At 58.8% G+C, this 22325-nt stretch carries 23 protein-coding genes and 1 pseudogene; 13 read left to right on the forward strand and 11 right to left on the reverse strand.

All coding sequences use genetic code 11. The features are described from left to right. The first annotated feature begins 877 nt into the window (after window positions 1–877). The 3 genes from CT676_RS40710 to CT676_RS40720 all read left to right on the forward strand — a co-directional run bounded on the left by CT676_RS40710 (window position 878) and on the right by CT676_RS40720 (window position 4183). Window positions 878–1276 carry a hypothetical protein gene (locus CT676_RS40710; RefSeq protein WP_244623476.1) on the forward strand — a complete coding sequence of 133 codons (399 nt, stop codon included), beginning with the start codon at window positions 878–880 and terminating at the stop codon, window positions 1274–1276. 1682 nt (window positions 1277–2958) lie between these two features. Then, window positions 2959–3642, forward strand: a complete 684-nt coding sequence (locus CT676_RS40715; protein WP_063981927.1) for a helix-turn-helix domain-containing protein — start codon at window positions 2959–2961, stop codon at window positions 3640–3642. Window positions 3643–3721: 79 nt separating this feature from the next. Beyond that, window positions 3722–4183, forward strand: coding sequence for a hypothetical protein (locus CT676_RS40720; RefSeq protein ID WP_063981926.1), 462 nt, complete (start codon window positions 3722–3724; stop codon window positions 4181–4183). Window positions 4184–4824: 641 nt separating this feature from the next. Here the strand turns inward: CT676_RS40720 and CT676_RS40725 are convergent. Beyond that, on the reverse strand, window positions 4825–5088 hold the full coding sequence (locus tag CT676_RS40725; protein WP_084795037.1) for a hypothetical protein: 264 nt from the start codon (window positions 5086–5088) through the stop codon (window positions 4825–4827). Window positions 5089–6120: 1032 nt separating this feature from the next. Between CT676_RS40725 and CT676_RS40735 the strand changes: the two genes are divergently transcribed. The 3 genes from CT676_RS40735 to CT676_RS40745 all read left to right on the forward strand — a co-directional run bounded on the left by CT676_RS40735 (window position 6121) and on the right by CT676_RS40745 (window position 8781). Next, complete coding sequence (locus tag CT676_RS40735; RefSeq protein ID WP_063981924.1) at window positions 6121–6885, forward strand: outer membrane beta-barrel protein; 765 nt, start codon at window positions 6121–6123, stop codon at window positions 6883–6885. Window positions 6886–7296: 411 nt separating this feature from the next. Continuing rightward, on the forward strand, window positions 7297–7503 hold the full coding sequence (locus tag CT676_RS40740; RefSeq protein WP_167768322.1) for a hypothetical protein: 207 nt from the start codon (window positions 7297–7299) through the stop codon (window positions 7501–7503). A gap of 642 nt (window positions 7504–8145) precedes the next feature. After that, window positions 8146–8781, forward strand: a complete 636-nt coding sequence (locus CT676_RS40745) for a response regulator (RefSeq protein ID WP_135217035.1) — start codon at window positions 8146–8148, stop codon at window positions 8779–8781. Between the two features lie 182 nt (window positions 8782–8963). Here CT676_RS40745 and tnpB read toward each other — a convergent pair whose 3' ends face one another. Both tnpB and CT676_RS40755 read right to left on the reverse strand, forming a co-directional pair. Beyond that, entirely contained in the window at window positions 8964–9344 is a 381-nt protein-coding gene (gene tnpB, locus CT676_RS40750) for an IS66 family insertion sequence element accessory protein TnpB (RefSeq protein ID WP_135217036.1), read from the reverse strand. Further along, the gene (locus CT676_RS40755) at window positions 9341–9793 is read right to left on the reverse strand and encodes a transposase (RefSeq protein WP_144030647.1); all 453 of its coding nucleotides are present in this window, start codon (window positions 9791–9793) and stop codon (window positions 9341–9343) included. The genes tnpB and CT676_RS40755 overlap by 4 nt, the downstream gene beginning before the upstream one ends. A 111-nt stretch (window positions 9794–9904) precedes the next feature. Between CT676_RS40755 and CT676_RS40760 the strand changes: the two genes are divergently transcribed. Further along, window positions 9905–10102: a hypothetical protein gene (locus CT676_RS40760; protein WP_244623477.1), complete on the forward strand. Its 198-nt coding sequence runs from the start codon at window positions 9905–9907 to the stop codon at window positions 10100–10102. 131 nt (window positions 10103–10233) lie between these two features. After that, on the forward strand, window positions 10234–10431 hold the full coding sequence (locus tag CT676_RS40765) for a hypothetical protein (RefSeq protein ID WP_063986200.1): 198 nt from the start codon (window positions 10234–10236) through the stop codon (window positions 10429–10431). Between the two features lie 546 nt (window positions 10432–10977). Here the strand turns inward: CT676_RS40765 and CT676_RS40770 are convergent. Then, the gene (locus tag CT676_RS40770; protein ID WP_244623478.1) at window positions 10978–12117 is read right to left on the reverse strand and encodes a transglycosylase SLT domain-containing protein; all 1140 of its coding nucleotides are present in this window, start codon (window positions 12115–12117) and stop codon (window positions 10978–10980) included. A 251-nt stretch (window positions 12118–12368) separates the two neighbouring features. Between CT676_RS40770 and CT676_RS40775 the strand changes: the two genes are divergently transcribed. Next, a complete protein-coding gene (locus CT676_RS40775; protein WP_244623479.1) occupies window positions 12369–13646 on the forward strand; it encodes a L,D-transpeptidase in 1278 nt (425 codons plus the stop codon). 273 nt (window positions 13647–13919) lie between these two features. Here the strand turns inward: CT676_RS40775 and CT676_RS45740 are convergent, their stop codons facing one another. The 5 genes and pseudogenes from CT676_RS45740 to CT676_RS40805 all read right to left on the reverse strand — a co-directional run bounded on the left by CT676_RS45740 (window position 13920) and on the right by CT676_RS40805 (window position 16990). Beyond that, complete coding sequence (locus CT676_RS45740; protein WP_084795033.1) at window positions 13920–14183, reverse strand: hypothetical protein; 264 nt, start codon at window positions 14181–14183, stop codon at window positions 13920–13922. 188 nt (window positions 14184–14371) lie between these two features. Next, complete coding sequence (locus tag CT676_RS40790) at window positions 14372–15082, reverse strand: potassium channel family protein (RefSeq protein ID WP_135217039.1); 711 nt, start codon at window positions 15080–15082, stop codon at window positions 14372–14374. A gap of 124 nt (window positions 15083–15206) precedes the next feature. Then, window positions 15207–15578 carry a response regulator gene (locus tag CT676_RS40795; protein WP_135217040.1) on the reverse strand — a complete coding sequence of 124 codons (372 nt, stop codon included), beginning with the start codon at window positions 15576–15578 and terminating at the stop codon, window positions 15207–15209. 156 nt (window positions 15579–15734) lie between these two features. Beyond that, a pseudogene (locus CT676_RS40800) lies at window positions 15735–16371 on the reverse strand (response regulator). A 334-nt stretch (window positions 16372–16705) separates the two neighbouring features. After that, entirely contained in the window at window positions 16706–16990 is a 285-nt protein-coding gene (locus CT676_RS40805; RefSeq protein WP_135217041.1) for a hypothetical protein, read from the reverse strand. Window positions 16991–17061: 71 nt separating this feature from the next. Here CT676_RS40805 and CT676_RS40810 point away from each other — a divergent pair, with 71 nt between their 5' ends. Next, window positions 17062–17559 carry a hypothetical protein gene (locus CT676_RS40810; protein WP_135217042.1) on the forward strand — a complete coding sequence of 166 codons (498 nt, stop codon included), beginning with the start codon at window positions 17062–17064 and terminating at the stop codon, window positions 17557–17559. Between the two features lie 126 nt (window positions 17560–17685). On the opposite strand, the gene CT676_RS40815 is transcribed toward CT676_RS40810, so the two are convergent. Further along, the gene (locus CT676_RS40815; protein WP_063981918.1) at window positions 17686–18069 is read right to left on the reverse strand and encodes a response regulator; all 384 of its coding nucleotides are present in this window, start codon (window positions 18067–18069) and stop codon (window positions 17686–17688) included. 474 nt (window positions 18070–18543) lie between these two features. Between CT676_RS40815 and CT676_RS40820 the strand changes: the two genes are divergently transcribed. Next, a complete protein-coding gene (locus CT676_RS40820; RefSeq protein WP_135217043.1) occupies window positions 18544–20415 on the forward strand; it encodes a sensor histidine kinase in 1872 nt (623 codons plus the stop codon). Between the two features lie 577 nt (window positions 20416–20992). Here CT676_RS40820 and CT676_RS40825 read toward each other — a convergent pair. Continuing rightward, window positions 20993–21613, reverse strand: coding sequence for a hypothetical protein (locus tag CT676_RS40825; protein ID WP_135217044.1), 621 nt, complete (start codon window positions 21611–21613; stop codon window positions 20993–20995). Between the two features lie 255 nt (window positions 21614–21868). Between CT676_RS40825 and CT676_RS44595 the strand changes: the two genes are divergently transcribed. Together CT676_RS44595 and CT676_RS44600 are read left to right on the forward strand one after the other, a co-directional pair. Next, complete coding sequence (locus tag CT676_RS44595; RefSeq protein WP_167768323.1) at window positions 21869–22024, forward strand: hypothetical protein; 156 nt, start codon at window positions 21869–21871, stop codon at window positions 22022–22024. Window positions 22025–22091: 67 nt separating this feature from the next. Continuing rightward, window positions 22092–22265, forward strand: coding sequence for a hypothetical protein (locus tag CT676_RS44600; RefSeq protein WP_167768324.1), 174 nt, complete (start codon window positions 22092–22094; stop codon window positions 22263–22265). Window positions 22266–22325: the final 60 nt, after the last annotated feature.

Genomic DNA, 22325 nt, shown 5'->3' on the forward strand with positions numbered 1-22325 from the left:
GACCATTTGTTCATGGGGCACCGGAATAATTCGTTCACGGTCGCTGATCCGCGACTTGCCGCCTTTGTGAACGACCGGATCACGCAGGACGTGGACATGATCACGCTGCGCTTCAATTACCGCTTCGGCGGTTATGGCGCCCCGATCGCAGCGCGTTACTGATTTCCTCCAGCGAACTTAAGCCCCGGCGTCGTCCGGGGCTTTTCTTTATCTCTCGACAACGCGGCGGTCCCGCTTAGGAAAAAGCCGGTAGGACCACTCAGGCGGTGCAGACGCCGATAACGCCGAGCATCTGCCTCATTGAGGATCAAGATCGCGATTTGCATGGCGCGGGAAAGCCTGTCCATAAGGGCAATTGAAAGGCGCCGCAAGGTCATCGATGGTCGATGCGCGTTCGAGCCTCAGCCCGAGGCCTGGCCTTAACAACCTCCAAGCCCCGGCCTGCCCCAAACCCAAGGCCGGGGTTTTTTCTCGGCTGCGCGAGGCCCTCGCCAGTGTCCTCTGAGCCAGGCGATCGCCTCATCGAGGCTGTCGGCGCACAGCGCCGGGCCAGGCGCGCCGGCATCACCGGCGGCTCACACCAGGCCGACGCCGAGGACCGGCGGGTGCTCGACAGATTGTTGGCGGACGCCCTCACTGCGGAGCGAAATACCCTCAACGAAGGGACCAATGTCAGCTACAAAGAGAAGGAAAACCGAGGCAAGTCCTCTGCGGAAAATCTAAGAATGGCTAGCAATCAGGCCCCGCTTTTACTTTACCCCGCCGAGTTTCGGTCGCTCCGTTCATAAAGAAGATGGCGCTAGACACGACCGATGCACACGCTACGTTAGTCCGATAGTTTGGTAGTCGCGTACTGGTGGCGGACGTGAGCTTTCAGATGTCGATACTCAAAATCCTCGCCGGCCAGCCCGATGGCCGGGCCAGTCTTGACGTCGTCAAGCAACACCTGGCTCTTTTCTACACCAGCGGACCCGAGTGGACCGGTCGCATGAAGCTTCTGGCTGCGCGGGCACCAGACCTCGATATCTTCGGCCAAAAGCTGATCGCGCGCGAGCCAGGCGAGTGGCGTATCACGGACGCGGGCCGGGACTTGCTCTCGGCGGTTGAGCAGCCACCTACGACCGTATCTAAAGATCTTACGCTCGGCGAGCTGATCGAGAATCTGCCGGCCAGCGAGTTTGCCTCGCCGCCCCCGCCCCCGCAACGTCGTCTAGAAGAGCACAAGCGTCGCCGCGGCATCCAACGCCGGGTCGCACGAACGCGCAGATCGGCATAAGAGCTCCCGACTACCTTATCGCTCCTCGACCAATGGCGCTCATGACGTCGAAGAAAAGCGCGAGCGGGAACCGTGACGAACCTGCCTTCAAAAGATCACCTTCGGTGAGATGCGCGCCTCCGGCGCCCGCGACGTCCTGAACTACACCGCGACTATGGCTGCTGCCAGCATGTCGACGCCAGCGCTGACGGCTGGGTCCTCCAGTTCAACGCCGCCGACTATCTTGGCGCTGCATTGACCGGCGATGGACGTGACATCGAGGCCTGGCAACCCGCAAAGTTACCGTTCTGAAGGACAAAGATTGCCCTCTGCGAGGCCGGCCTCTGGGACGCCGTTACAGACCCAGCACCAGCGTATACGCGAAAGATGCTGAAAGAACGCTCAGCCCAATAATGGCGACTTTGAAAACGAGGTCTGGCGCTGCCACGATGCCCTCCACGAGTTCGCAAATCACTTGAATCTTACGCTTTATTCCGGAGGTTGCAATTCGGCTTCACAACGTCAACGATGCGATCAACGCGAGACCAAACGCGGCTGATGCCCAGACCAGTGATTGGTAAATCCAGTACCGACGGCGATTTCATGACGCGCCTTCCTCGCATGAGGAGGCCGCTCGATAGGCAGCTGCGCCATTGAGCCAGATCAATGAACGTCGTTAATCACATTCTAAAAAGCGCGAAAGAGAGCAGCGCCACCGGCAGCATGCCGACAGCAATGACTGCGATCCGAAGGAGCACTTCCCGCCACATGGGTAATCGTAACGGGCCGCGCCCCAAGGGGGCTGCAGTTCGTGCCAGCTTGACCGAAACAGTAAGAGGAATTCGGCAAAAAGCTGCGCGACTAGAAGGGTCTACGCCCTCGGGAGACCAATGACCGCAGAACGGTCAACAAATATAAGCTCGCGATCACGCCAGCGTCCGACCAAACGCCAGCTGGCATTAATCGCATGGACGGTGGCCCACCCGGCTCGGGACGCAAGCTTCAGCGAGAGGGCCATGATCGCCGACAAGCTGACCCGGTGGCTGACCCAGGCCGAGCAGCATCAGGTCTCGAAATTCATCGCGGACGAAACGGCGATGCGCAAAGCACTCAACAAGCGGGTCACGAAGCGATAGCCGCCAAGTGCGGATGAGGACGCACGGGCCAGCCCACTTTGACGGGAGGCGATCTCACTTGCCTTCCGACTTCGCGATCTCTGCAAGGTTCTCAAGCTGGCTCCCAAGCGCTGCCCAGCTCCGTGAGATGTTCGTCAGCACGGTCGCTCGGCGGGGTGAATTCCTCGGATCAGCGGCACGTAGTTTGTACTCGGCGGCATAAGCGCGGCATTGTTCAGCTGTAGGCACGTTGTCCCCTTGTGCGCATCAGTGTCACTGTCGTGTGACCGATGGCGATGAGACGATCATCACCATTGCAAGGAAGCCGACACAATCAGGAGAAGCCGCGATGCAGCTATGGGGCTTTGCCGTGCCCCACGATGCGGCGGCCCGTCACCAGACCGATACACGACGCCAGCGAGCACAACCGCGCTGACGGCAACAGTGACAATGCTCCACTGTCCCTTGGTACAGTACCATCGCGTCAGTCGCCAAATACTATGCTTCACTCCACCTTGGGGTGGAGCTTATCGTTCCGCGCACCGAGACGTATTCGATTGGCTAAAAATCAATAAAAGAGTAGCCCGCATGTTTGTGCGTAATACTACGGGGCGGTCCCTCTGCCCTAATTCGCTCACTGACCTTGGCATCACGAGCGAATCAAATCCGGGCGTCAGTTCGAGTGTATTGATCTACAAAAAGGGGAAAGCAATTTTCAGTGAGAAGGAACCTGCCGAATACGTCTATCAAGTAATCAGGGGAGCGGCGCGCAGTTACAAACTGCTCTCTGACGGTCGACGCCAGATTGGCGCATTCCATTTGGCCGGAGATATTTTCGGGCTGGAGAACAGTGGGACGCATCGATTTACGACCCAGGCGGTGGTCGAGACGACGCTTCGCCTGATCAGACGGCAAACTCTAGAAATGGTCGCCGAAACCGATCCAGCTGTCTCGCGCAACCTACTCCGTATGACTACCAGCAACCTCGAGCACGCGGAAAATCATATGCTGCTGCTTGGCCGTAAATCGTCATCGGAGAGAGTTGCCGCGTTCTTGCTGGAGATGGACAAGCGCCTGACCGCCACTAACTCAATGGCACTCCCCATGTACCGTCGCGATATAGCTGACTACCTCGGCTTAGCACTCGAAACGGTGTGTCGTGTTCTATCCAGGCTGCATGGAGCGGGCGTACTTGATTTCACCGCTGGTAGTCACCGGGAAATCGTACTTCTCGACCGAGAGCGGCTGGCAAACCTCGATCCACCAGATTAGGTCCAGTTCAGGACGAAGCTGAGTGCCCTCGAAGCAGGCTAAGTGCGGCCGGCCGTAGCGGAGTTGACGGGTGTTCGAGATGACGAACCTAAAATCCAGAGCCGTTTATTTGGTTCTTCTCGTGGTTCAACTGACAGGAGCACTCTTCATAATCTTGGACGGCCTGCCCGAATTTAGGCACTTGATAATCCATCCCGGTGAGCAGTTGCCGTTCGAACGGTCCGATAACCTTGCTAGGCCCGTCATTATCATTGCGATGCAGGTCGCCTATTGGTATCGCCTGCGACGCGTTCCGCTCCCACCTCCGCGCTCGAATCCGATCCTGAGTCACCTGTTTCTGTTTCTGGGGCGTCTCGCCTTTATTTTCGGCGGCTCGCTATTCGGTGTCGTGTTCTTCAGACATTTGCCGGAGATCAATCAGGGCGCCGATCTTTGGCTCATGTTCCGCCGGGGACTGCAACTCGTCGTATCGTTGTTCGCGCTATTCTGCGTCACGCTTGAACTGGAACGACTGGGGCGTGCGCTTGGAGGCAGCCAATAGAACTGACGGATGCCGGCCCTCCGCATCGTGACTGACATTTTTCCATTTAGCTTCTTGCCCCCAACTACCTCAATACCTGCGGTCGCATTGGCACAAAGGGCACTAGCCAAACACCCAGGTTCTGCTTGTCTGGGGCAGGCCTTGCCCATCTTTCCAGCCCCCAAGCTTTCTTAGATTGGCGAGAACGTAGAAGGCCCCGGCGCGGTCAGCAACTTCGCCGGGGCCGGTTAACACGTGGGGTAGCTAAGACGATGGACGCAGAGGCTGAGCGGCAACGCGGATTGGAATTGGGACGCCGCTGGGCGGAGCATGCTTCGGCGCATGAGCTTACTACTATGGTGAGCGGCTCGTTCGATGATCTCAGCCAAATTCTGCCAGCGGATACGTCTGATCATTTCGTCGGCGGCTTTCGCGAGGGCGTGTTGCGCGTCTGGCGCGGGGCTTAGGCCTCAGCACAAGGGCGCCCGGATGGGGGACCAAGCACCCTTGCACCCCTATCGTTGGCCGATCCAGGTGTGAGTTCTAAGGGACTGCTGGACAAGCCGACGAACGCTGGATTACCGAGCGAATCAATAGCTGAGTCCCTTGCCGCAATTGAGGCGGTTGCATTTTTCGACAATGCGGCACTGACCAACAGTGCCTTACCGCCGCACTCCCACGCGATTGACGCCGCCATTTGCGTTGCCGCCGACGTTATGACGGACCGCAGCGCGCGCCACGGGACGAGGCCTGAGCACGACGCCAGCCCTCGCAACGCACCCGACCGGATATTCAACGTACTGGCAATACACGACCGCCTTGGCTGGCGTTGGATTGAGCGTGAGACCCGCCAACCCCAACAGGAAGCTGGCGGCAATCCCGGCAACTGTCGCCGACTTGATCGAGAGACTCTTTGTCCGATGCATGGTGATCCTCCCTTTCGCCGCGAACCGATGGAGATGCACCGGGCGGCCAAGCGTTTGTGAGCGGTAAGGAGACTAGGTGATGTTGACGTAGGTCAACGCTGGAGGCGACGTCGCTCTCAATAGCACGGGGGGTATGGATAGTAACCGCATTGCCGGCGGTGATAGTACGCTCCCGTGGCCGCTGCTCCGACGGCAGCCGCACCTACAGCAGCTCCATAGTACCCGCGCCGATACGCGCGTCTATGCACTCGCCTATTAACCCCCGCAACGCTGCCAGGTGTGAGCGGACGACCGACACGAGCGTCAGCTTTGTCGACGGAGATAACGACAGTCCCTTCTGGTGACCAGTGAAACGACACGGGCGCCAAGCACAACATCGCTGCACCGAGGGCCGCGCCGAGCACCGTTGAATTTTTCATGTTCTTGCTCCTAATTGGTTTCTTGGGACGTGCTGGTGGACGCGCGGCTACTTTTTCTCTTCGGCAGCACCGTCATGCCGCTCTTCGCGCCGCTCCGTGCGCCCCGTCCGTCGCGCCTGACGCCGTTCTGTTCGCCCTGTCCGTCGATCCTGACGCCGTTCGGTGCGCCCCGTGCGTCGTTCCTGACGCCGCTCCGTACCCGACTGCGGTGTCTCAGTGGAAGGCGCTGCGGGCGTGGTCGGTGCGGTTGAGGTCTGAGCGCCAGCATCTGACACCACCAGAATTGCAGGCGAGGCCACGAGCCCGAACACGGCTGCGTATCCACAAAGAGCAAGAGCGCCTCGACGGCTGACCATCGATTCCGAACGTTCACCCATATCTCAAACTCCCGGTCTCCCGCCCTTTTGCAACTGGTCCATATTCCGGAGTGTGATTATTGATCTAAATCAACCTTGAGGCATGCGCTCGCCGACGATGGACGCTGGCAACGGCACGAGCCTTTACCCACGCCAGCGCGAGGGGGCGTCTCCGAAACGGACCCGCGCTGTGCGCAAATCCAAGACGGAACCCCGCAGCCGGCTCGTTCGGGTGAAACGTGGATGGAGCGAAAAGAATGAAGAAGATCTTGTTGAGTGGTGTGGGCTTGCTGGCAGTGAGCATGGCGGCACCCGCGTCAGCGGCTGATCTGGCTGCTAAACCTTACGTCAAGGCCCCGCCCCCGGTGGTCGCGCCGATCTATGATTGGACCGGTTTCTACATCGGTGCTAACGGCGGTTGGGGGCAAAGCCACGGTTGTGTGGATTTCGTGACGCCCGCAGGAACAGTCGCAGGTGGTTGCGCCGATCGCTCCGGGGGCCTCGCGGGCGGACAGATCGGGTACCGCTGGCAAACCAACCAGTTTGTGCTCGGCCTCGAAGCGCAGGGAGATTGGGCCAACATCAAGAACACGCGCGTCAGTCTAATCGATCCATTGATCTCGACCACAGGCAAGATCGACGGCATCGGGTTGTTGACGGCGCAACTCGGTTGGGCGTGGAACGCCTCCCTATTCTACGTGAAGGGCGGCGCCGCCGTGACGCGCAATCGCTTCGATATCTTCAACAACATCACCGGTGTCGGCTTGGCCTCGGCAGGCCACACGCGCTGGGGCGGCGCCCTGGGCGTCGGCTGGGAATACGGCTTCACGCCCAACTGGTCGCTCGGTATCGAATACGACCACCTCTGGATGGGGCGTGATAATTCCGGCTTCGCAGGCGTGGTTACTCCCGGAGGGTTCACCCTGACCGGGAGCGGCGTCAGCCAAGATGTGGATATGGTCACGCTTCGGCTGAACTATCGCTTCGGTGGATACGGTGCCCCGATCGCGGCGAGATACTGATCACACCAGTCGCGCAGGCCAAAGCCCCGGTTCGCCGGGGCTTTTTTGCGGGTTAACCATCCCAAGCGCTTGCTGCATCTTAAAATATCTAGGGTCAGAAGCAGCGGTCAAGACAAGTGCGGCTCGACACCGGTTGACCGACGACAGCCGACATTGAGCCGGCACCAGATGCGATTGTGAAATGGTTCACAGATCGCAAAAAAGTTCGGGGAACGTTCCTTCGAACGTTTCTTGTTTCTGTCATCTAAGTGCGCAAGAATTGGAGGGCCAGGATTTAAAGCCCCGGCCAAGGGGAATTTCGGCGTTGGGAGGAAAAATATTCTGCTCCAGCGACGACTAGGAATGTTGCCTCGGGGCACCTCACCCATGAAGCAAAAAGGAAATGAGACAGTAGCGTCAAGGAAGGCGATGATGATTGACGACCAGTTGGCGCGTGCACACCGCAACAATATTCAACGCTATCGCCACTTATTGCAGACTAGCGTGACAGAGGTCGAGCGCCAGTTTGTCGAAAGGCGCTTGAGTGAAGAGCAATCGAAGCTCGAACTATTGATCGTCTCGTTCTCAAATGAAGTGCACCACGATCCTTTCAGAGGACCGGACAGCCGCTTGACTTAAGTCGTTCAAGCGGTGGTGGACCGGCGGTCGCTGCCCGTCGGCAAACTTCTCCGCATCGGACCGGCAACCCGCGCGAAGATGAGCTCGCTTAGTGTCTACACTGGCCCGACATGCGAACTCAGACGTTGGAGTTCATGCAAGCCAACTTTGGCAAAGAGGCGCGCGCTTTCCGCCATCGGACGTATCCGATCATTTCGTTGGCGGCTTTCGCGAAGGCGAGCTGCGCGTCTGTCACGAGCCTAGGCTCAGCACGTACGCTCGATGCGGAACCGAGCGCCTTGTACCCCCATCGTTGGCGGTCACGAGGTTACTCTCTAGATCGTGGCACAAGTCTAGCTGCACTCGTTTCCAAATTCGCCCATCGAAAGCAGCGTTCTAAAACATAGCGCATTCGAGAATTTTTCCTCTCCCTTCATGCGGGCAAAGCGTGCCTTCATGCGCCGCCCGACATGACCCGTACAATCACGGTGCTAGAATCGCAGCTCTCCTGTTAGAAACCGTCAGACCTACCTCCCCATGTAGTGGGATATCCTGCTCGGAATGAGATCGGTCGCTGGTTCATCGCGGCGGAGCTTGGGCGAGAGCTGCTGCTCGTCACTGCGCTCTTCTAGGTCACGGCTGACGTAAGTCTTGGGGAGTCACGTGTTGGGGTTTGTGCATGTTGTGGATGACGACAGTGCCTTCCGAATAGCAGTCGAACGTCGCCTCAAACTCGCCGGGTACGAAGTGGCGACCTATGCGTCGGCTGAGCAGTTGTTGGATCGACTACCGGACGACTGTAGACCCGGCTGCATTCTCCTCGATGTGCGACTACCGGGAGTGAGCGGTCCTGAGCTCCAGGCGCAATTATACGAACTTGGTTCGACGTTGCCGATTATATTCTTTACGGGCTTTCCCGACATCCAGACCACCGTACAGGCCATCAAGGCGGGCGCAGAAGATTTTCTGATCAAGCCCGCATCTTCCGACGACCTACTTCGCGCAATTGAGTGCGCGTTCGCTCGTTACGAAGTCACGCGCGCCAAAAAGGAGGAGCTGGATGCGGCTCGCGCTCGTGTCACGGCACTAACGCCGCGTGAGCGGCAAGTGTTCGAGCTTGTGGTTCAGGGCAAGATCAACAAGCAAATCGCGTACGCTATAGGCTGTACCGAGCGTACGATTAAGGCACATCGCCATCAGGTGATGGAAAAAATGCAGGTCCAGTCATTGGCGGAACTTGTCGCCATTGCCGAGCGTATGGGCTATCGCCCGAACGGGCCGTCTCCTCACCTGCCTTAGACGAACCATAAGCGGTTCCAGCGGTTTGACAGGAGTAACGCGCTCATTGGACCCAGCAAAACTCGGCTGCGTCTTCGTCCGTGAAATCAGGCATTAACTCTTCCTATTGACACAAAGTGCAATAGCCAAACACTCCGCCTGTGATTGTCTAACAACGCGCTTTTTAGATCTCTCACAGAGCCCTAGGCCCCCAAGATCGGCGGCAGCGCGCTCGGCCCCGGGGCGGGCGCAAGCTCGCGCGCGGCGTGGACGCGCTTCCAGTCTAGTCCTTCGAGCAAGGCTGACAGCTGCGCCGCGGTCAGGCGAATGACGCCGTCCTGCACGTTGGGCCAGCAGAACGAACCGGTCTCAAGCCGCTTGGCGAACAGGCACACACCCGTGCCGTCCCAATAGATCAGCTTTACCCGGTCGGCGCGCTTGGCGCGGAACACATACACGGCGCCGGAGAACGGATCGGCCTGGATGCTCTCACGCACCAGGGCCGCGAGCCCTTCGGCACCCTTGCGGAAGTCGACCGGCCTGGTCGCCACCATCACCCGCACCGCGCCCGTCGGACCGATCACGTGCAGGTCTTCAGCGCATGGATCACGGCCGCAATCGTCGCGGCATCCGCGCCGCGGCCGACCCGGACCGCGACGCCGTTGATCTCGAGCTCGATGATGCTGCTGTTCTCGGCGCCCTCGAGCGCCTTCCGGAGGCGTCGGCGCTGCCGCGGTGAGCGCTCCGGCGGCGTGGACGATGGGGTAACGACAGCGGGCACGAACGTCTGCGGCTCGGGAGCCACAGGGATCGCAACCGGCTGTCGCATTTGCCGGCGCCACGTAAACAGCTGTTGCGGCGACAATCCGTGCCGCCGCGCGACCTCCGATACCACGGCTCCCGGGGCCAGCGTCTCCTCGACGAACCGCGCCTTGTCGTCGGCCGAGAACTGCCGGCGTCGGCCGCTCTCCGTGATGACCTCGACCAGACGAACCGAGGTCCTGGGCTCAAGCATATGTTCAAGCTTAGACACAAGCCGATCTCCAATCAGAGATCGATCATTCCTCGCTCGACGCCTTCAATGGAAGGTGGGACCGAAACAGCGCTTACGGACTATCGAGCTTTCACGAACGACAGTCTCACGATGATGTACGAGAGCATTCGGGGGGCTCTCGCGTCGGACGACGCTCAGAAGGCTGCCGGTGAACAGCCTCGCTTCAAGGTTCGTGAAACATCAGATTGGAAGGCGCACGCGGCAAATCTAGAAACCGAAATGCTGCGACGAGGCATGTTCTTCGAGATCATCGATTGGTCCGAAGATCAGGCACAACTGCCCCTCTAAAGGCGCGTCCTGGATTTTTGCAGTGCATCCTGTTCGATAGCGCCCCAAGTACCAATAGCCTTCTCACGAAATTGGCTACAATGTTCCTCGCGCCACTGCAACTGGTAGGCCGGCTATTCGAGGACCGGTCCATGAAGGACATGACAACGCAATTAGAGAAGCTGCGAGTGGATGCGGCGGAATGCGCTTTGATCCGGGACCTTGCTACGGACCCCAAGAAGCGCGAGCTTTTCGCTCGCTTGGCTGACCATCTTCAAGTGCTCGCGGCCGAAGTGGAGAGCGCCGTTGGCGCAGGTCGAAACCCGAACGCACCCGACGGCGCGAAATAGATCCCATTAGCATCATCTCACCCCAGCCTTATCAGAGCGAGGACGGCGCAAGCGAGCCTGCACCAGCGTGTTACTTAGGAGCATTCTTCGTAGGGGCTTTGGCGAAAACAAGCATGCTTTCCGGCATATTTCCTCCCCTTTGGGTTGCCCGCTCCCTTGGCCGGACCATTTAGACGAAGCAGCTTCGATCATTTCTCGAACGCCCGCGATTTCGCACCGGGCAAGCCTCGGATCTGTGCGGCGTTCGGGATGCCGACTGCCGACGCGTTGCGGGTCGGATACATCAACAAAGTTTCTTCCGCCCATCCCCGCTAACAGCAGACATCCTCAGAAGCAGTCGGCAGGTCTGAAAAGGAGCCACAAGCAGACATCGGCACCGGATCGATCACCTCGTTCGCGCTCAGTAGGAACGATCCGAGCGTCGTTGACGACGTAAAGTGCGTCAGCGCGACCATTGAGCGATGAGCGGCACCACATGCCGCCGCGGCGGTGAGGCCCCGCTCGGCCCGCGGGTGCGGCAACTCCTGCCAACCACTCAACGGAAATTTACTGGTGCGCTCGTTCGGCGGCGGCGGTCGCGGTGCCCATGTATTTCGATTGGAAATGAGCAACCCGCTCGCGCCACATTCCGACGAACGCCTCCGACGTCAGCTTCTCTACCGATTTCCACGCCTCTTTGACGGCTGGAAGCGTATTGCCCCAGATCGCGCGCCTGCACCATTTTTCGCCCTTCTCCCTACCTTCGCTGGTGGCGCACATCGATTTCCAGGCGATGCGATTGGGTTGACTGAGGTGCTCCGCGGCGCCTTCCCAGCCCTGCTGATGGATCAAGTAAAGATCGTTCAAGTCCGACTTCCTGTGCGTCACCCACTCGAACAGAATGCCTTCGGTGATGACCTTGTAGGCTGCCGCAACGGCATTATCGCGGGGATTAAGAATGTCTCCGGAGCCGAACTTTCTGAACTCGTATTTGCTCAGCTGGAACAGCCCGATATACGACCCGGTGCGTTGCTTGGGGTCGAAACCGGACTCGACCTTGGCCACCGCCTTCATGAAAGTGAAATCCAGACCGAAAGCGTCGGACGCGCGCTTGATCTCTTCCACCGGCGTTCCGACCGGGACGTCCTTGAACGAACGCAAGACGATCGCCGCCGGCTTCTCGGCAGGCGGCAGTTCGGACCAGACATAACAAATGAGATACCGGAAATCCTGCGGCCCCTTGCTGGAGGCACCGCCGGGTGCATCGCACATTGTCGGCGCCGGTTGGGCGACATAACGGTGACCCAGGTCCACCGATTCCTGCACAGGCGGTAAATCGGCCGACGGCATCTGCGACGGATCGGGCAACGCGGCCACGACGATCGAGTCCGGCTTATCTGATGCCGCCGTCGTGTCGGTGGTCATCCCTGCCGCGGATTCATCGGCCGTCGCCACTTCGGCGTTCGCGACAGCGGCGTTCGCGACAACGGTGTTAGCGACAACGGCGTTGTCCATTGCGATTGCCTGCGGTTCATCCGCGAGCCTGGCGTTGGCGGCGAAAGATGCTGCGCGGTCCTCGATTGGCACTGCGCGGGTGTTCTCGGTGCCGGCCGAACCGAAGCCAGCCAGCCAGCCAGTGATCCACCCCGCGAGAACGACCGTTCCGCAAAAGGTCGGCGCCACTATCGTAAATCGCCGCGGGTTCATGATGCTGTCGCCTCCATAGGCTCCGCCGGAACCGTGTAGAAAAGCCAAGCATGCGAAGAGCCTCATTCTTGGGATCAATGTGCGTTGCGCAATGGCGGAAACGGCCGCTCGTCGATATTTCCAAAGCATGTTGCCCGATTGCAACGCGTCGACCGCAAGCCATTGTGCCCGCCTCAACGGCAACTCGCACTGTAATCGTGAGTACGGTCCCATTTTCGACCCACTGCGACCAGATTTGGAGGAGAGGCTTGATGCGCTGTCAGGATGACGCATCAGGCGTCGGCTTCGCGCATCGTCTCGAAAAGAGGAATTGCGCCTATTGGGACCGGGCGATGCTCGTTAAGAAATTACCAGCAATGCGGCGCACGATAGCAACTGCTGTATTCGCCATTTCCATGCTCCCTCCGGGGATCGCACACGCTCAATTTCTGTTTGGACCCCAACACACGTTCTGGCGAAGCCAATACGCTCCGTACAAGCACAAGCACCACCACCGGCAGAGAAACTCTGAAACGCCAAAGAGCGCTCGGCCGGAGCCCCTTCCGAAGGGCCCGCTCCAGATCATCATCTCGATAGCAGACCAACGGGTCTCGCTTTTTGACAACGGGGTGCTGATTGCACGCTCTTCGGTGTCCACGGGAATGGAGGGGCATCCGACGCCCCTCGGTGTGTTCAGCGTCATCAGCAAACAACGATGGCACCGTTCAAATATTTATAGCGCCGCCCCCATGCCCTACATGCAACGCATCACCTGGTCAGGGATAGCGTTGCACGCCGGTGTCGTGCCTGGGCATCCAGCGTCACACGGCTGCATCCGTTTGAACAACGATTTCGCCGTTCGACTCTGGCACCTCACGAAGCGCGGCACGCGCGTGATCATTGCGCATGGTGATGTCCAGCCGGTCGAGATAACCAATCCGCATCTATTTCAACCGAAAGCCGCGTCCGGTTCGTCCGAACTCCAGAGTGCCACCGTCGCAACCAAGAGCATCGGTGCAGCCGCGGCAACGCAGGGAACACTGGTGTCAAACGCCGAGACTCCAGAAGCCGCCAATCTCCAGGTGCCGGGCTCGGCTCCCGCCGCAAGCGCGCCTAAAAAGATTGTCCCGATCTCCATCTTCGTCAGTCGTAAGTTGAGCAAGCTGTTCGTGCGTCAGGGCTTCACGCCCTTGTTTGATGTCCCGGTCAAGATCGAAAATCCGGAGGAGCCGCTGGGAACGCACGTGTTTACCGCAATGGAATTCCAGAAGGAGGGAACGGCTATGCGCTGGAGCGTCGTGTCGATTCCAGAGGAATTGCCCCGTAGATCCGAGGCTGCCACAAAAGGGCGAGAAGCGCCCGCGAAGCAACCCGTGTCGGGACCGTTACCCGACAAAGCCAACGCTGCGCTCAACCGCATCGAAATGCCACAGGATACGGTTGAGAAGATCTCTGAACTCCTGACGCCGGCCTCTTCGTTGATTGTTTCCGACTACGGAATTAGCCACGAGACGGGAAAAGATACGGATTTTATCGTGGTAACGCATTGATGCAGCGACGCGCCCCGCCAACAAGGCGACGCTGCTGCGCAACCGCTGAATTGTTCGACCGCAATTCTGCTGCAACTTGATGTCCGCACCTAAGCCAAAGGGGCGCGAGGTGCGTTCTGAGTCACGCGATTTCCGCAAATGGGCCGGCAACCAGCTTGGCGGATAGCCTCAAACACTGATCTGGCTGCCGATACGCGTGTCGTTTGGTGCAGAGTCGGGACTATGGGAACAAGAGCGCCGGCCTGGGTGACCAAGCGTCCACAGGCAAGACCTTTACCGCCTCGCCCCCACGCGATTGACTCCACCATTCATATTGCCACCAGCGTTGTGACGGACCGCAGCGCGCGCCACCGGGCGAGGCCTGAGTACGACGCCCGCCCGGGCAACACAACCAGCTGGGTACTCAGTGTATTGACAGTAGACCACTGCACTGGCGGGCGCTGGATTGAGCGTGAGACCGGCAAGGCCCAGGAGGGCGCTAGCAGCAATCCCGCTAACAGTCGCTGACTTGATCGAAAGACGCTTCTTGGAATGCATGGTGCGGGTCTTCCTTTTTCGTGCCTGCGCAACAGATGCACGGACGCCATCTCCGGTGCGGCTGCACGCAGCGTGTCCGCCAAAGGAGCGCCGGCGTTGACATAGATCAACCGAGTGTTTGCCTAGCGACGCGGGGAACCTCACAGGACGCGAGTGCAGCGCACACGTGTCGGTGCAGCTCCTGCGGCTCAGGCGGTAGGGGTGGGCTTACGCGCCGAGCCGGTGCTGCTGAGCTCGAGGGTAACGAGCCTCGCCAGAAGGGTCGCCGGATAAAGCTGACCGATCACGCTCTCGATGTTGCAGAGACTTCGTGCCAAGGGATGTACCGGAACGATGTCTCCATACCCGGTTGATGTAAGTGTGACAAAGCTCATGTAAAAAAGCGATGCGGCGACCGAATGATCGTCCTCGAAAGCTATTCCCTTGATTGCGTCGGGAGCCGCCAGCCCTACAAACAGGAACAGCGTTGCAAAGGCCACCGCAATTAAAAGGTACAGAAGGATCGCTCCGATAATTCGGTGATATGTAACGAGACCTCGCCTGAATACGGCCTGAAGCACGACAACACCTAACGTGCAGGCGATGACCAGCCATGCGCCGGCCAAAATGTGAAGGTGGTACGGTACTGGGTAGTAAATGCGCAGGAAGAATACGGCGACGTTGAAAACGAGCGCGAGCGACATCAGAACGAGAGCAGTCGGATTGTTGGAGATGATCACCATGCTGACGATGATCGCTAGCAACAGGCCATCCGCAAACAGGTGAAAGGCGGTAATGCCCATTGCTTGTAGCGGGGCGAAGACAAAAATCAGTAATGCCAGCACTCCCGTGAGCACCGAGAGCAGCCAGTCAATGCGTTCTCCGCGCAAACGGCGCAGCTCGCTTACGGGCGTCTTCATCGATGTTCCTAAGGCCTGGCGCTGACCGCAGCGCTGCACCTTTGTACAATTCAGGACGAAAGTTCAGTCTCGTTGACCTAGATCAAGGGAACGGGAGCAAGCCCAGGCGCGCTCAGTGAATGGGTTAGTGGCCTGCCGCAGCCTGTTTGAGCGGCTCGATCAGCTCGTGCGCTGAGAACGGCTTAGTTAGAAATGCGACGCATCCGGACCGCAGTGCGGCCTCGCGAACGGAAGGAATCTCATTGCCGGTGATGAAAATGACGGGGACCGCAACGCCGTTGGCTTTGAGTTGATGCCGGAGGTCGATCCCCGCCCCCCCGTTGAGGTTGATGTCCAAGATGATGCAGAGTGCGTTGGCGATGTCGGCGTGCTGCTCCAGCTCTTCGGCAGACGAGAAGAGGATTGGTTTGAAGCCATGCTGGCATAGCAGCCGATTGAGGGCTCGCAGCATTCCGGGATCGTCATCGACCACCAAAACAGGGTCGCTTCTACCCATTGGATTGCGCTCCGATGACAAGCGGGAGCGCACCGGCTCTCTCAGTCACCGATGGTAGCCGCTGGCGACCCAGTGATGACGAGAACCAATAGGCATTCGGGAGTCTGACACAAGTGTCCCATAGGCCAATAACTTGAAAAATGGTTGAGAATTGGCCTAGGCCATAGGTCCGCTATTAGGCTTATCGCCAATGACACCGACTCGTTCAGCAACCGCCACAAGTTCAGCCAAGGTCCGAACCTGCATTTTCTCCATGACCTGCTGGCGGTGGGCCTTGATGGTGCGTTCGGTCGTACCCAAGATGCTGCCGATCTGCTTATTGGTCTTACCGGCAACGATGAGTTCAAATACTTGCCGCTCCCTCGGCGTTAGTTTGGCGATGAGGGCGCGAACAACATCCGGCCTGGACTGTTGCTCGCGGAAGCCTCGGTGGCGTGCGAACGCCCGTTCAATTGCAGTAAGAAGGCCGTCGGACGTTACCGGCTTTGTCAGGAAATCCTCCGCGCCCTCCTTTAGGGCGCACCGTGAGCGGAATATCGACATGACCGCTGACGAATATGATCGGCAGCGTCGAACCGAGTTCGTTTAATCGCTTTTGCAGTGCTGGACCGTCGATGCCAGGTATCCGTACGTCGAGGAGGATGCAGCTCGGAACACTGTCGCTCGGCAGTCGGTCCAGCAACGCCTGTGCTGACGCATAGACCGCGACCTCATAACCGGCGTGCTTCAAATGACGCTCCATCGCCGTCAGAAAGGACGGATCGTCGTCAACAATATGCACAAGCCCCTGCACCGGTCCCCTTTCGTTGCAAAGAGGGTACCGGGCAATTCAAAGTGTGTAAGTATCGTTTAACGCTCATTTGGGGCATGGCTGATCTGTCAGTCCGAACGCGACTATGCAGTTTGTGCCAACCCGATGCCTCGCTGACTGCCGTCCCGTCGCCTGACGTGATGACAATGACCCGGCGATGCTGCCGGCAACCTTGCCCAGACCGGAGTTACAGGCTGTGTACCCCAGCGGCTGGCCTCCGTTGCGTTTGGGTCCCGCATTCGCGCAATTCAGCACTGGGGTCCTCTGAGGGGCGTGTGTATGTGGGGGGATCGCGCGACGGCAGCATTTGAAGACATTAGCATTTTTGGTTTTCCGAGTTGCGTTTCGGAGACGATTTGCCCGGTGTTTCGCGCGCTGACCTCATGAGAACCGCAATGTCGTACTTCGAAATTGCGAAGCTGTTCGGATCGACCGGCGCGGCGAGCGGGGCTCGATCAGCCGCCGCATGAGCCATTTCGCGGAATTGCTGCCGCTCAAGGCGCAGCGCCGCCCGCAAGCCCGCTTGGAAAAACCGTTCGCGCTGGGATGGGTTGAGCCGCGCCCAGCCCCGCATCGTTGCCTCGAACAGATCACGCGGCATCTCGCGGCCTTTCAAAAACGAGAATTCAGCAAATGAAACTCAAAAATCGAGAATTGCAAAGATGCTGATGGTTGACGACCGGCGGCACTGGTGGAGGAAATCCGGCCGGGGGCGCGACAGTCCGCGCCAGCGTGTCATCACCTAGACAGTCATGCCATTACGTCGCTCACCGGGGCAAAGCAGACATCCGCCGCAAGGCCGGGTCGTCCGATCTTGACCCCAAGCGGTCGTTTGATTTGAATCAACACAAACTAACTGGCATCTCCTTTCTTGCTTGCCTGATGGGGCAGTCAGAGCACAAGAGATTCAAGCTCACGCCTGCGGTTCGTCGCGCGATGATCGCGACCAATGACCAGAAAGTGTTTCGCACTTATGGGCCGAACGGCAGCGCTTGGAAGAGCGAGCGCAATGGCGTCTCGCCGCGCGTGCTCTGGAAACTCCTCGCGAACGAACTGATCGAGGACGAGCCACAGACGGCCGTCACGACGGCTGCATCCACAACCATCCGCACGCGCCTGAGTAAGGTTGGGCTGATCATTTTGAAAGCGAGCTTAGACGGGAAAGCATGAGGCGGCCAAAGATCATAGGCCAACGTCCTCAATCTAGTAAGTAACGCACGGAGGGACCCCCCGGACGATCAACGGCCATCCGGCGTATGTTGGCACTCACCATCGCACCGGCCACGGCTCACGCGATCATGTGTCCTCTGCCGGACGCTGGCGAACGCGCTGTAGGTACTGCGCCAGTGCCGTAGCGGAGAATGGCTTGGTGAGAAACGCGAGGCAGCCGGATCGATGCGCTGCCTCGCGAAGGACGGGTTGGTCGTTTCCCGTCATGAAGATGATAGGCACCGAGACGTTTGCCGCCTTGAGACGGTGAGCGACCTCGATGCCGGAAACCTCGCCGATATTGATGTCCAGCAGGATGCAGGCGGCTTTGTCAAAATCGTCGTGCTTGGTGAAAGTTTCCGCCGAGGGAAACAATAAACTGGTATAGCCGAGGGACCGCAGCAGTCGCCCCAAGCTTTGCAATAGCGTGACGTCGTCATCAACGACGTAAACACAGTTTCCCTGCGACATGCGTTTGCTCCATTTTCATGGTTCCCGCCACAGACGTACTTTTTCCTCGGCGTGCCAACGTCCAAATGGACCATCAGTTTCGATTCCGACGGCTTGGAACTCTTTGCACGCCGCGCGGTCGCTTTTGGCCATTACGCTGTGCCTGACAGCCGCCTCAGTTGGCGGCCTCTTTCATGTTCGGGGGTAAAACTGGGATGTCGCTCATTTGCCCAAGGGGGACCTGCTGAAGGCCAGCCCGAATGTCCGCTTCTTGCCGTGAGACCTTGGCCGCGTCGCCGCCTCCGTTGTGCCCGTCTCGTCATCCACGCAATCTGTAGCGGCTTGCCTGGCCCGCGCGGCCCGCACGCGGTCCAAAGGACAGGAGCCTTGTGATCCCTAGCAGCCGCAGCACGGCTCACAGCGCCGGTTTTGCCTATTAATCGTTTGGTCGAGCCGCTACGGTATTCGGACTGCGGACTTCGGAGTAGGACGGGAATGCTTTTCTGGACTGCTGCTCTATCTTGGCGATCTTTTTGCGCGCGGACCCTCATCGCTGTGCTGGCCGTCGCATTATTGCTGGCGATGCAGGGCCAAAGTCAGGCGGCTGATCCAGAACCCAAGCGGGTAATGATGCTGCATTCATTCGGTCTTCGCTTTAGGCCGTGGACTGATTATTCCGAAGCCCTTCGCGCCGAGTTAAGCCGACGGGCATCCATTGAGTTTCAAGATCACTCGCTATTGAATGCCCGGCGAAGCAGCGACAAATCAGACGCTCCATTCGTCGAGTATCTTCGCACTCTTAATATTGACCAGTCGCCCGATCTGATCATCGCCATCGGCGCGCCTGCGGCCAATTTCGTGCAGGCCCACCGCAAAGACCTCTTTCCAACGACGCCCATGCTGTACACTCTGGTAGAGCGACGCCGCGTGGACTTCGATAAATTGACCAAGTACGATACTGTCGTGGCGATCACGAACGACGATCCTGTTTTCTTTGAAAATATCCTGCACGTCCTGCCTCAAACAACGACCATCGCCATCGTTGTCGGTGCTTCGCCGAGCGAAACCTGGTGGCGCAACGAGGTCGCCAAGTCCACTGCGCGGTTCGCGGATCGTGTGCGATTTCGATGGTACAATGAACTTTCCTTTGAAGAGATGCTCAAGGATGCGGCCAACCTTCCGCCACACAGTGCGATTTTCTGGATTGGGTTGAATGTCGATGCGGCGGGAGTGGCGCATGAGGGTAACAGTGCGTTCGCCCGGTTTTACCGGACAGCCAACGCACCCATCTTTTTTCACGACGAAGCCTTTTTTGGGGAGGGCATCGTTGGTGGGCCAATGCAGATCGTCGCCAGACAAAGCAAGCAGGCGGCGGAAGTCGCGCTCCGCATCCTTGACGGCGAAAATGTTGCCGACATCAAGCCGACGTTTGTTCAACTGGCCGCGCCTATGTTCGACTGGCGGCAAATGCAGCGGTGGGGAATTGCCGAGAGCAATCTGCCGCCCGGCAGCACCGTCTATTTCCGAGAACCAACCGTCTGGGAACGGTATTGGTGGCAAGTCGCACTCACAGCCACGATTATTCTATCGCAAACCGCGCTGATCGCCGGTCTGCTGCGCGAACATCGTCGGCGTCAACTTGCCGAAGTGCAGTCGCGGCAGCGCATGACGGAACTGGCGCATGTCAACCGCTTCTCAACGGCTGGCGAATTGACCGCGTCAATTGCCCACGAAATCAACCAGCCGCTCGGCTCTATTCTCACCAATACCGAGACGGCGCAGGCGATCTTGAAGTCTCCAAATCCGGACATCGACGAAGTAAACGAAATCCTTGATGACATTCTAAGGGACGACAACCGCGCCACCGAAGTCATCCGGAGAATGCGCAGCATTCTGAAAAAGGCACCGTTTGAGCAGAAGCAATTTGACCTCAACGAAGTCGTGCGTGAGACGATCAGTTTTTTTTCAGCGCTGGCGGTTGGCCGGAAATTCCAATTAGTCAGCGCGATCACGCCGGATGCGCTTCCGGTTCTCGGCGACCGCATTCAAATTCAACAGGTGATCTTGAACCTTGTCGTGAACGGGATCGACGCGATGAAGGATACGCCAATCGAAGACCGCATCATCAACATCCGGACTTCGCGCGTCGAAAAGTTTGCCGATCTATCCGTGTCTGATCGCGGCCATGGCATTCCCGAAGACAAACTGAAAGAGATCTTCGAGCCGTTCTACACCAGCAAGGCGGAAGGCATGGGTATGGGGTTGTCCATCGCGCGCACCATCGTGGAAGCGCACAATGGCCAGTTATCGGCGAAAAATCGGGATCACGGCGGCGCGTCGTTTAGGATCAGGCTTCCTCTTGTCTGATGCTCACCAAAGGGTGAATAGGACCACGACCACCACAGCCACGCTGAGAACGATGGTGGCGTATCCGATATAGCATGCTTGCGCCGCTAGTTTGTCAAAAAGCACTACGGCCCCAGTCGGAGGAGAATGACTGGGGCCGTCGGGGCTAGAGTTTAGTACCGCGCTGGTACCTCCGATCATGGCTCAATGACCGAGCCACGACAATTGTCTCGGGGGACATTGTCCTGAGGTACAAGCGACATCGAGACCGTGGTCATCATCGCCATAATGCGGCAAGCGCGGCGCCGGAAGTCAGGCCGAAGTTGCATGGGAACCGGATTATCCGCGTCTGTGGCCGGTGACCCATGGTCGAGCCTGACCACACTGCGAGGCTGGGATAGACGGACGCCAGCACATGACGGCTCGCGTGATGAAGATCAGCAAACGTCGTGAGTATCGCCGCAAGGTGTAGGCCAAGGCCATCGCGATGAAGGGTGGCCGGTGCGAGCAGTGCGGCTTCGAAGATGAACGGGCATTGTGCTTCCGTCACATCAGACCTGTGCGACGTGGCCGCAACGGACTGCGCAAGCAGGCTCAGTCATCGACCAAGTCGCATCTCGCTGTTGTTCGCGGTGAGGGCAAGGGCGTTCTCCTGCTGTGCGCGAACTGCTCCTGCATCGACACGGCGCGAGACTGGACGTTGAGCGTCAACATCAAGCGGACCGCGAAGCGCGCGTGACAGTCGGTGCGAGTGGATGGGTGCGCGCTCAAGTCCAAATTTGGACCGGTTCGCCGTTGGGGTCCTCTGAGGCGGGTGAGTTTGTGGGGGGACCGCAGAACCCCACGTCTCGATCGTATCTAACCCGGGTGTTATCCAGATTGCGTTGCGGAAGGGTTTTTTGGGGCGCGCCGACTTCATGAGCAGCGCAATGTCGGTCTTCGAAATTGCGAAGCTGGCCGGATCGACCGGCGCGGCGAGCGGGGGTTCGATCAGCCGCCGCATGAGCCAAGCGCGGAATTCCTGCCGCTCAAGCCGCAGCGCCGCCTTCAGGCCCGCTTGGAAAAACCGCTGGCGCTGCTGCGGGTTGAGGCGCGCCCATCCCTGCATCGTGGCTTCGAACAGATCAGTGCGCCGCATCTCGCGAGCCTTTGAAAAGCAGATGCGGCAAACAAACATCGAAAAACGAAAAACGCAAATATGCTGAAGGGGCGCGGTCACGCGGTCCCGGCACCAATACCCCTTATCGGAAGGACCCTAACGACCTGGGGAGGGTCCGCCTTCTCTCGATGCTCCCCGCCAACGTCATCTCGACGCGGCGGCGCATGGGTGCCGAGAACACGGCGTTGGCGCGCGCGTCACGTCGCGTGGGCCACGCCACAATCAGCCCAAGCGTTGATCTAACGCAAGCACCTCCAAACTGGGTTCCGATCCCATGGATCCTATCTGCTCGCCTACATCGAGAGGAGAACGCAAATGAAGTGGATCATCCTGTTGTGGACGTCCTTCGTTTCTGTCTTGATCGCGATTTATGCCTATGCCTGGCGCGACATGCTCAAGACCAAGCGGGTTGTGCGACCGTACATCGACGACATTCCGTTTCGGCCTAATCGCTATCGTCAGAGCGACTGACTTAAAGCGAACCAACCGGGCGCGGACAGGCGATCGATCGCGGAGGGCAACCAACGGAGCATGGCTGATGATGGATAAAATCCAACGCGCCATTCTAGAAAATCAAGTCATCCTTGCCGAAGCGCTGTGGATGCTCCTGCATTCGCAAGGTATCAGTTCGGACGCAACGCTTCAGAACGTCTCCGCCCGCATCAAGGCTACGCGGAAGCTGCTCGAAGAACACAGCGAGGAGAACCCTTAGCGCGGCGTCGCCTCATCACCCGTCGAGCGCGGCAGCACGTCACCGCAACGGCGACAGGCG

The sequence above is a fragment of the Bradyrhizobium sp. MOS001 genome, from assembly GCF_004634465.1.
GTDB classification, from domain to species: Bacteria; Pseudomonadota; Alphaproteobacteria; order Rhizobiales; family Xanthobacteraceae; genus Bradyrhizobium; species Bradyrhizobium barranii.

Bases quoted from the DNA above. Each gene is read 5' to 3' on its own strand.
- CT676_RS40710 (WP_244623476.1), top strand. From the start codon at position 878: ATGTCGATACTCAAAATCCTCGCCGGCCAGCCCGATGGCCGGGCCAGT.
- CT676_RS40715 (WP_063981927.1), top strand. From the start codon at position 2,959: ATGTTTGTGCGTAATACTACGGGGCGGTCCCTCTGCCCTAATTCGCTC.
- CT676_RS40720 (WP_063981926.1), top strand. From the start codon at position 3,722: ATGACGAACCTAAAATCCAGAGCCGTTTATTTGGTTCTTCTCGTGGTT.
- CT676_RS40725 (WP_084795037.1), bottom strand. From the start codon at position 5,088: ATGCATCGGACAAAGAGTCTCTCGATCAAGTCGGCGACAGTTGCCGGG.
- CT676_RS40735 (WP_063981924.1), top strand. From the start codon at position 6,121: ATGAAGAAGATCTTGTTGAGTGGTGTGGGCTTGCTGGCAGTGAGCATG.
- CT676_RS40740 (WP_167768322.1), top strand. From the start codon at position 7,297: ATGATTGACGACCAGTTGGCGCGTGCACACCGCAACAATATTCAACGC.
- CT676_RS40760 (WP_244623477.1), top strand. From the start codon at position 9,905: ATGATGTACGAGAGCATTCGGGGGGCTCTCGCGTCGGACGACGCTCAG.
- CT676_RS40765 (WP_063986200.1), top strand. From the start codon at position 10,234: ATGAAGGACATGACAACGCAATTAGAGAAGCTGCGAGTGGATGCGGCG.
- CT676_RS40770 (WP_244623478.1), bottom strand. From the start codon at position 12,117: ATGAACCCGCGGCGATTTACGATAGTGGCGCCGACCTTTTGCGGAACG.
- CT676_RS40775 (WP_244623479.1), top strand. From the start codon at position 12,369: ATGCGCTGTCAGGATGACGCATCAGGCGTCGGCTTCGCGCATCGTCTC.
- CT676_RS45740 (WP_084795033.1), bottom strand. From the start codon at position 14,183: ATGCATTCCAAGAAGCGTCTTTCGATCAAGTCAGCGACTGTTAGCGGG.
- CT676_RS40790 (WP_135217039.1), bottom strand. From the start codon at position 15,082: ATGAAGACGCCCGTAAGCGAGCTGCGCCGTTTGCGCGGAGAACGCATT.
- CT676_RS40795 (WP_135217040.1), bottom strand. From the start codon at position 15,578: ATGGGTAGAAGCGACCCTGTTTTGGTGGTCGATGACGATCCCGGAATG.
- CT676_RS40805 (WP_135217041.1), bottom strand. From the start codon at position 16,990: ATGCCGCGTGATCTGTTCGAGGCAACGATGCGGGGCTGGGCGCGGCTC.
- CT676_RS40815 (WP_063981918.1), bottom strand. From the start codon at position 18,069: ATGTCGCAGGGAAACTGTGTTTACGTCGTTGATGACGACGTCACGCTA.
- CT676_RS40820 (WP_135217043.1), top strand. From the start codon at position 18,544: ATGCTTTTCTGGACTGCTGCTCTATCTTGGCGATCTTTTTGCGCGCGG.
- CT676_RS44595 (WP_167768323.1), top strand. From the start codon at position 21,869: ATGAAGTGGATCATCCTGTTGTGGACGTCCTTCGTTTCTGTCTTGATC.
- CT676_RS44600 (WP_167768324.1), top strand. From the start codon at position 22,092: ATGATGGATAAAATCCAACGCGCCATTCTAGAAAATCAAGTCATCCTT.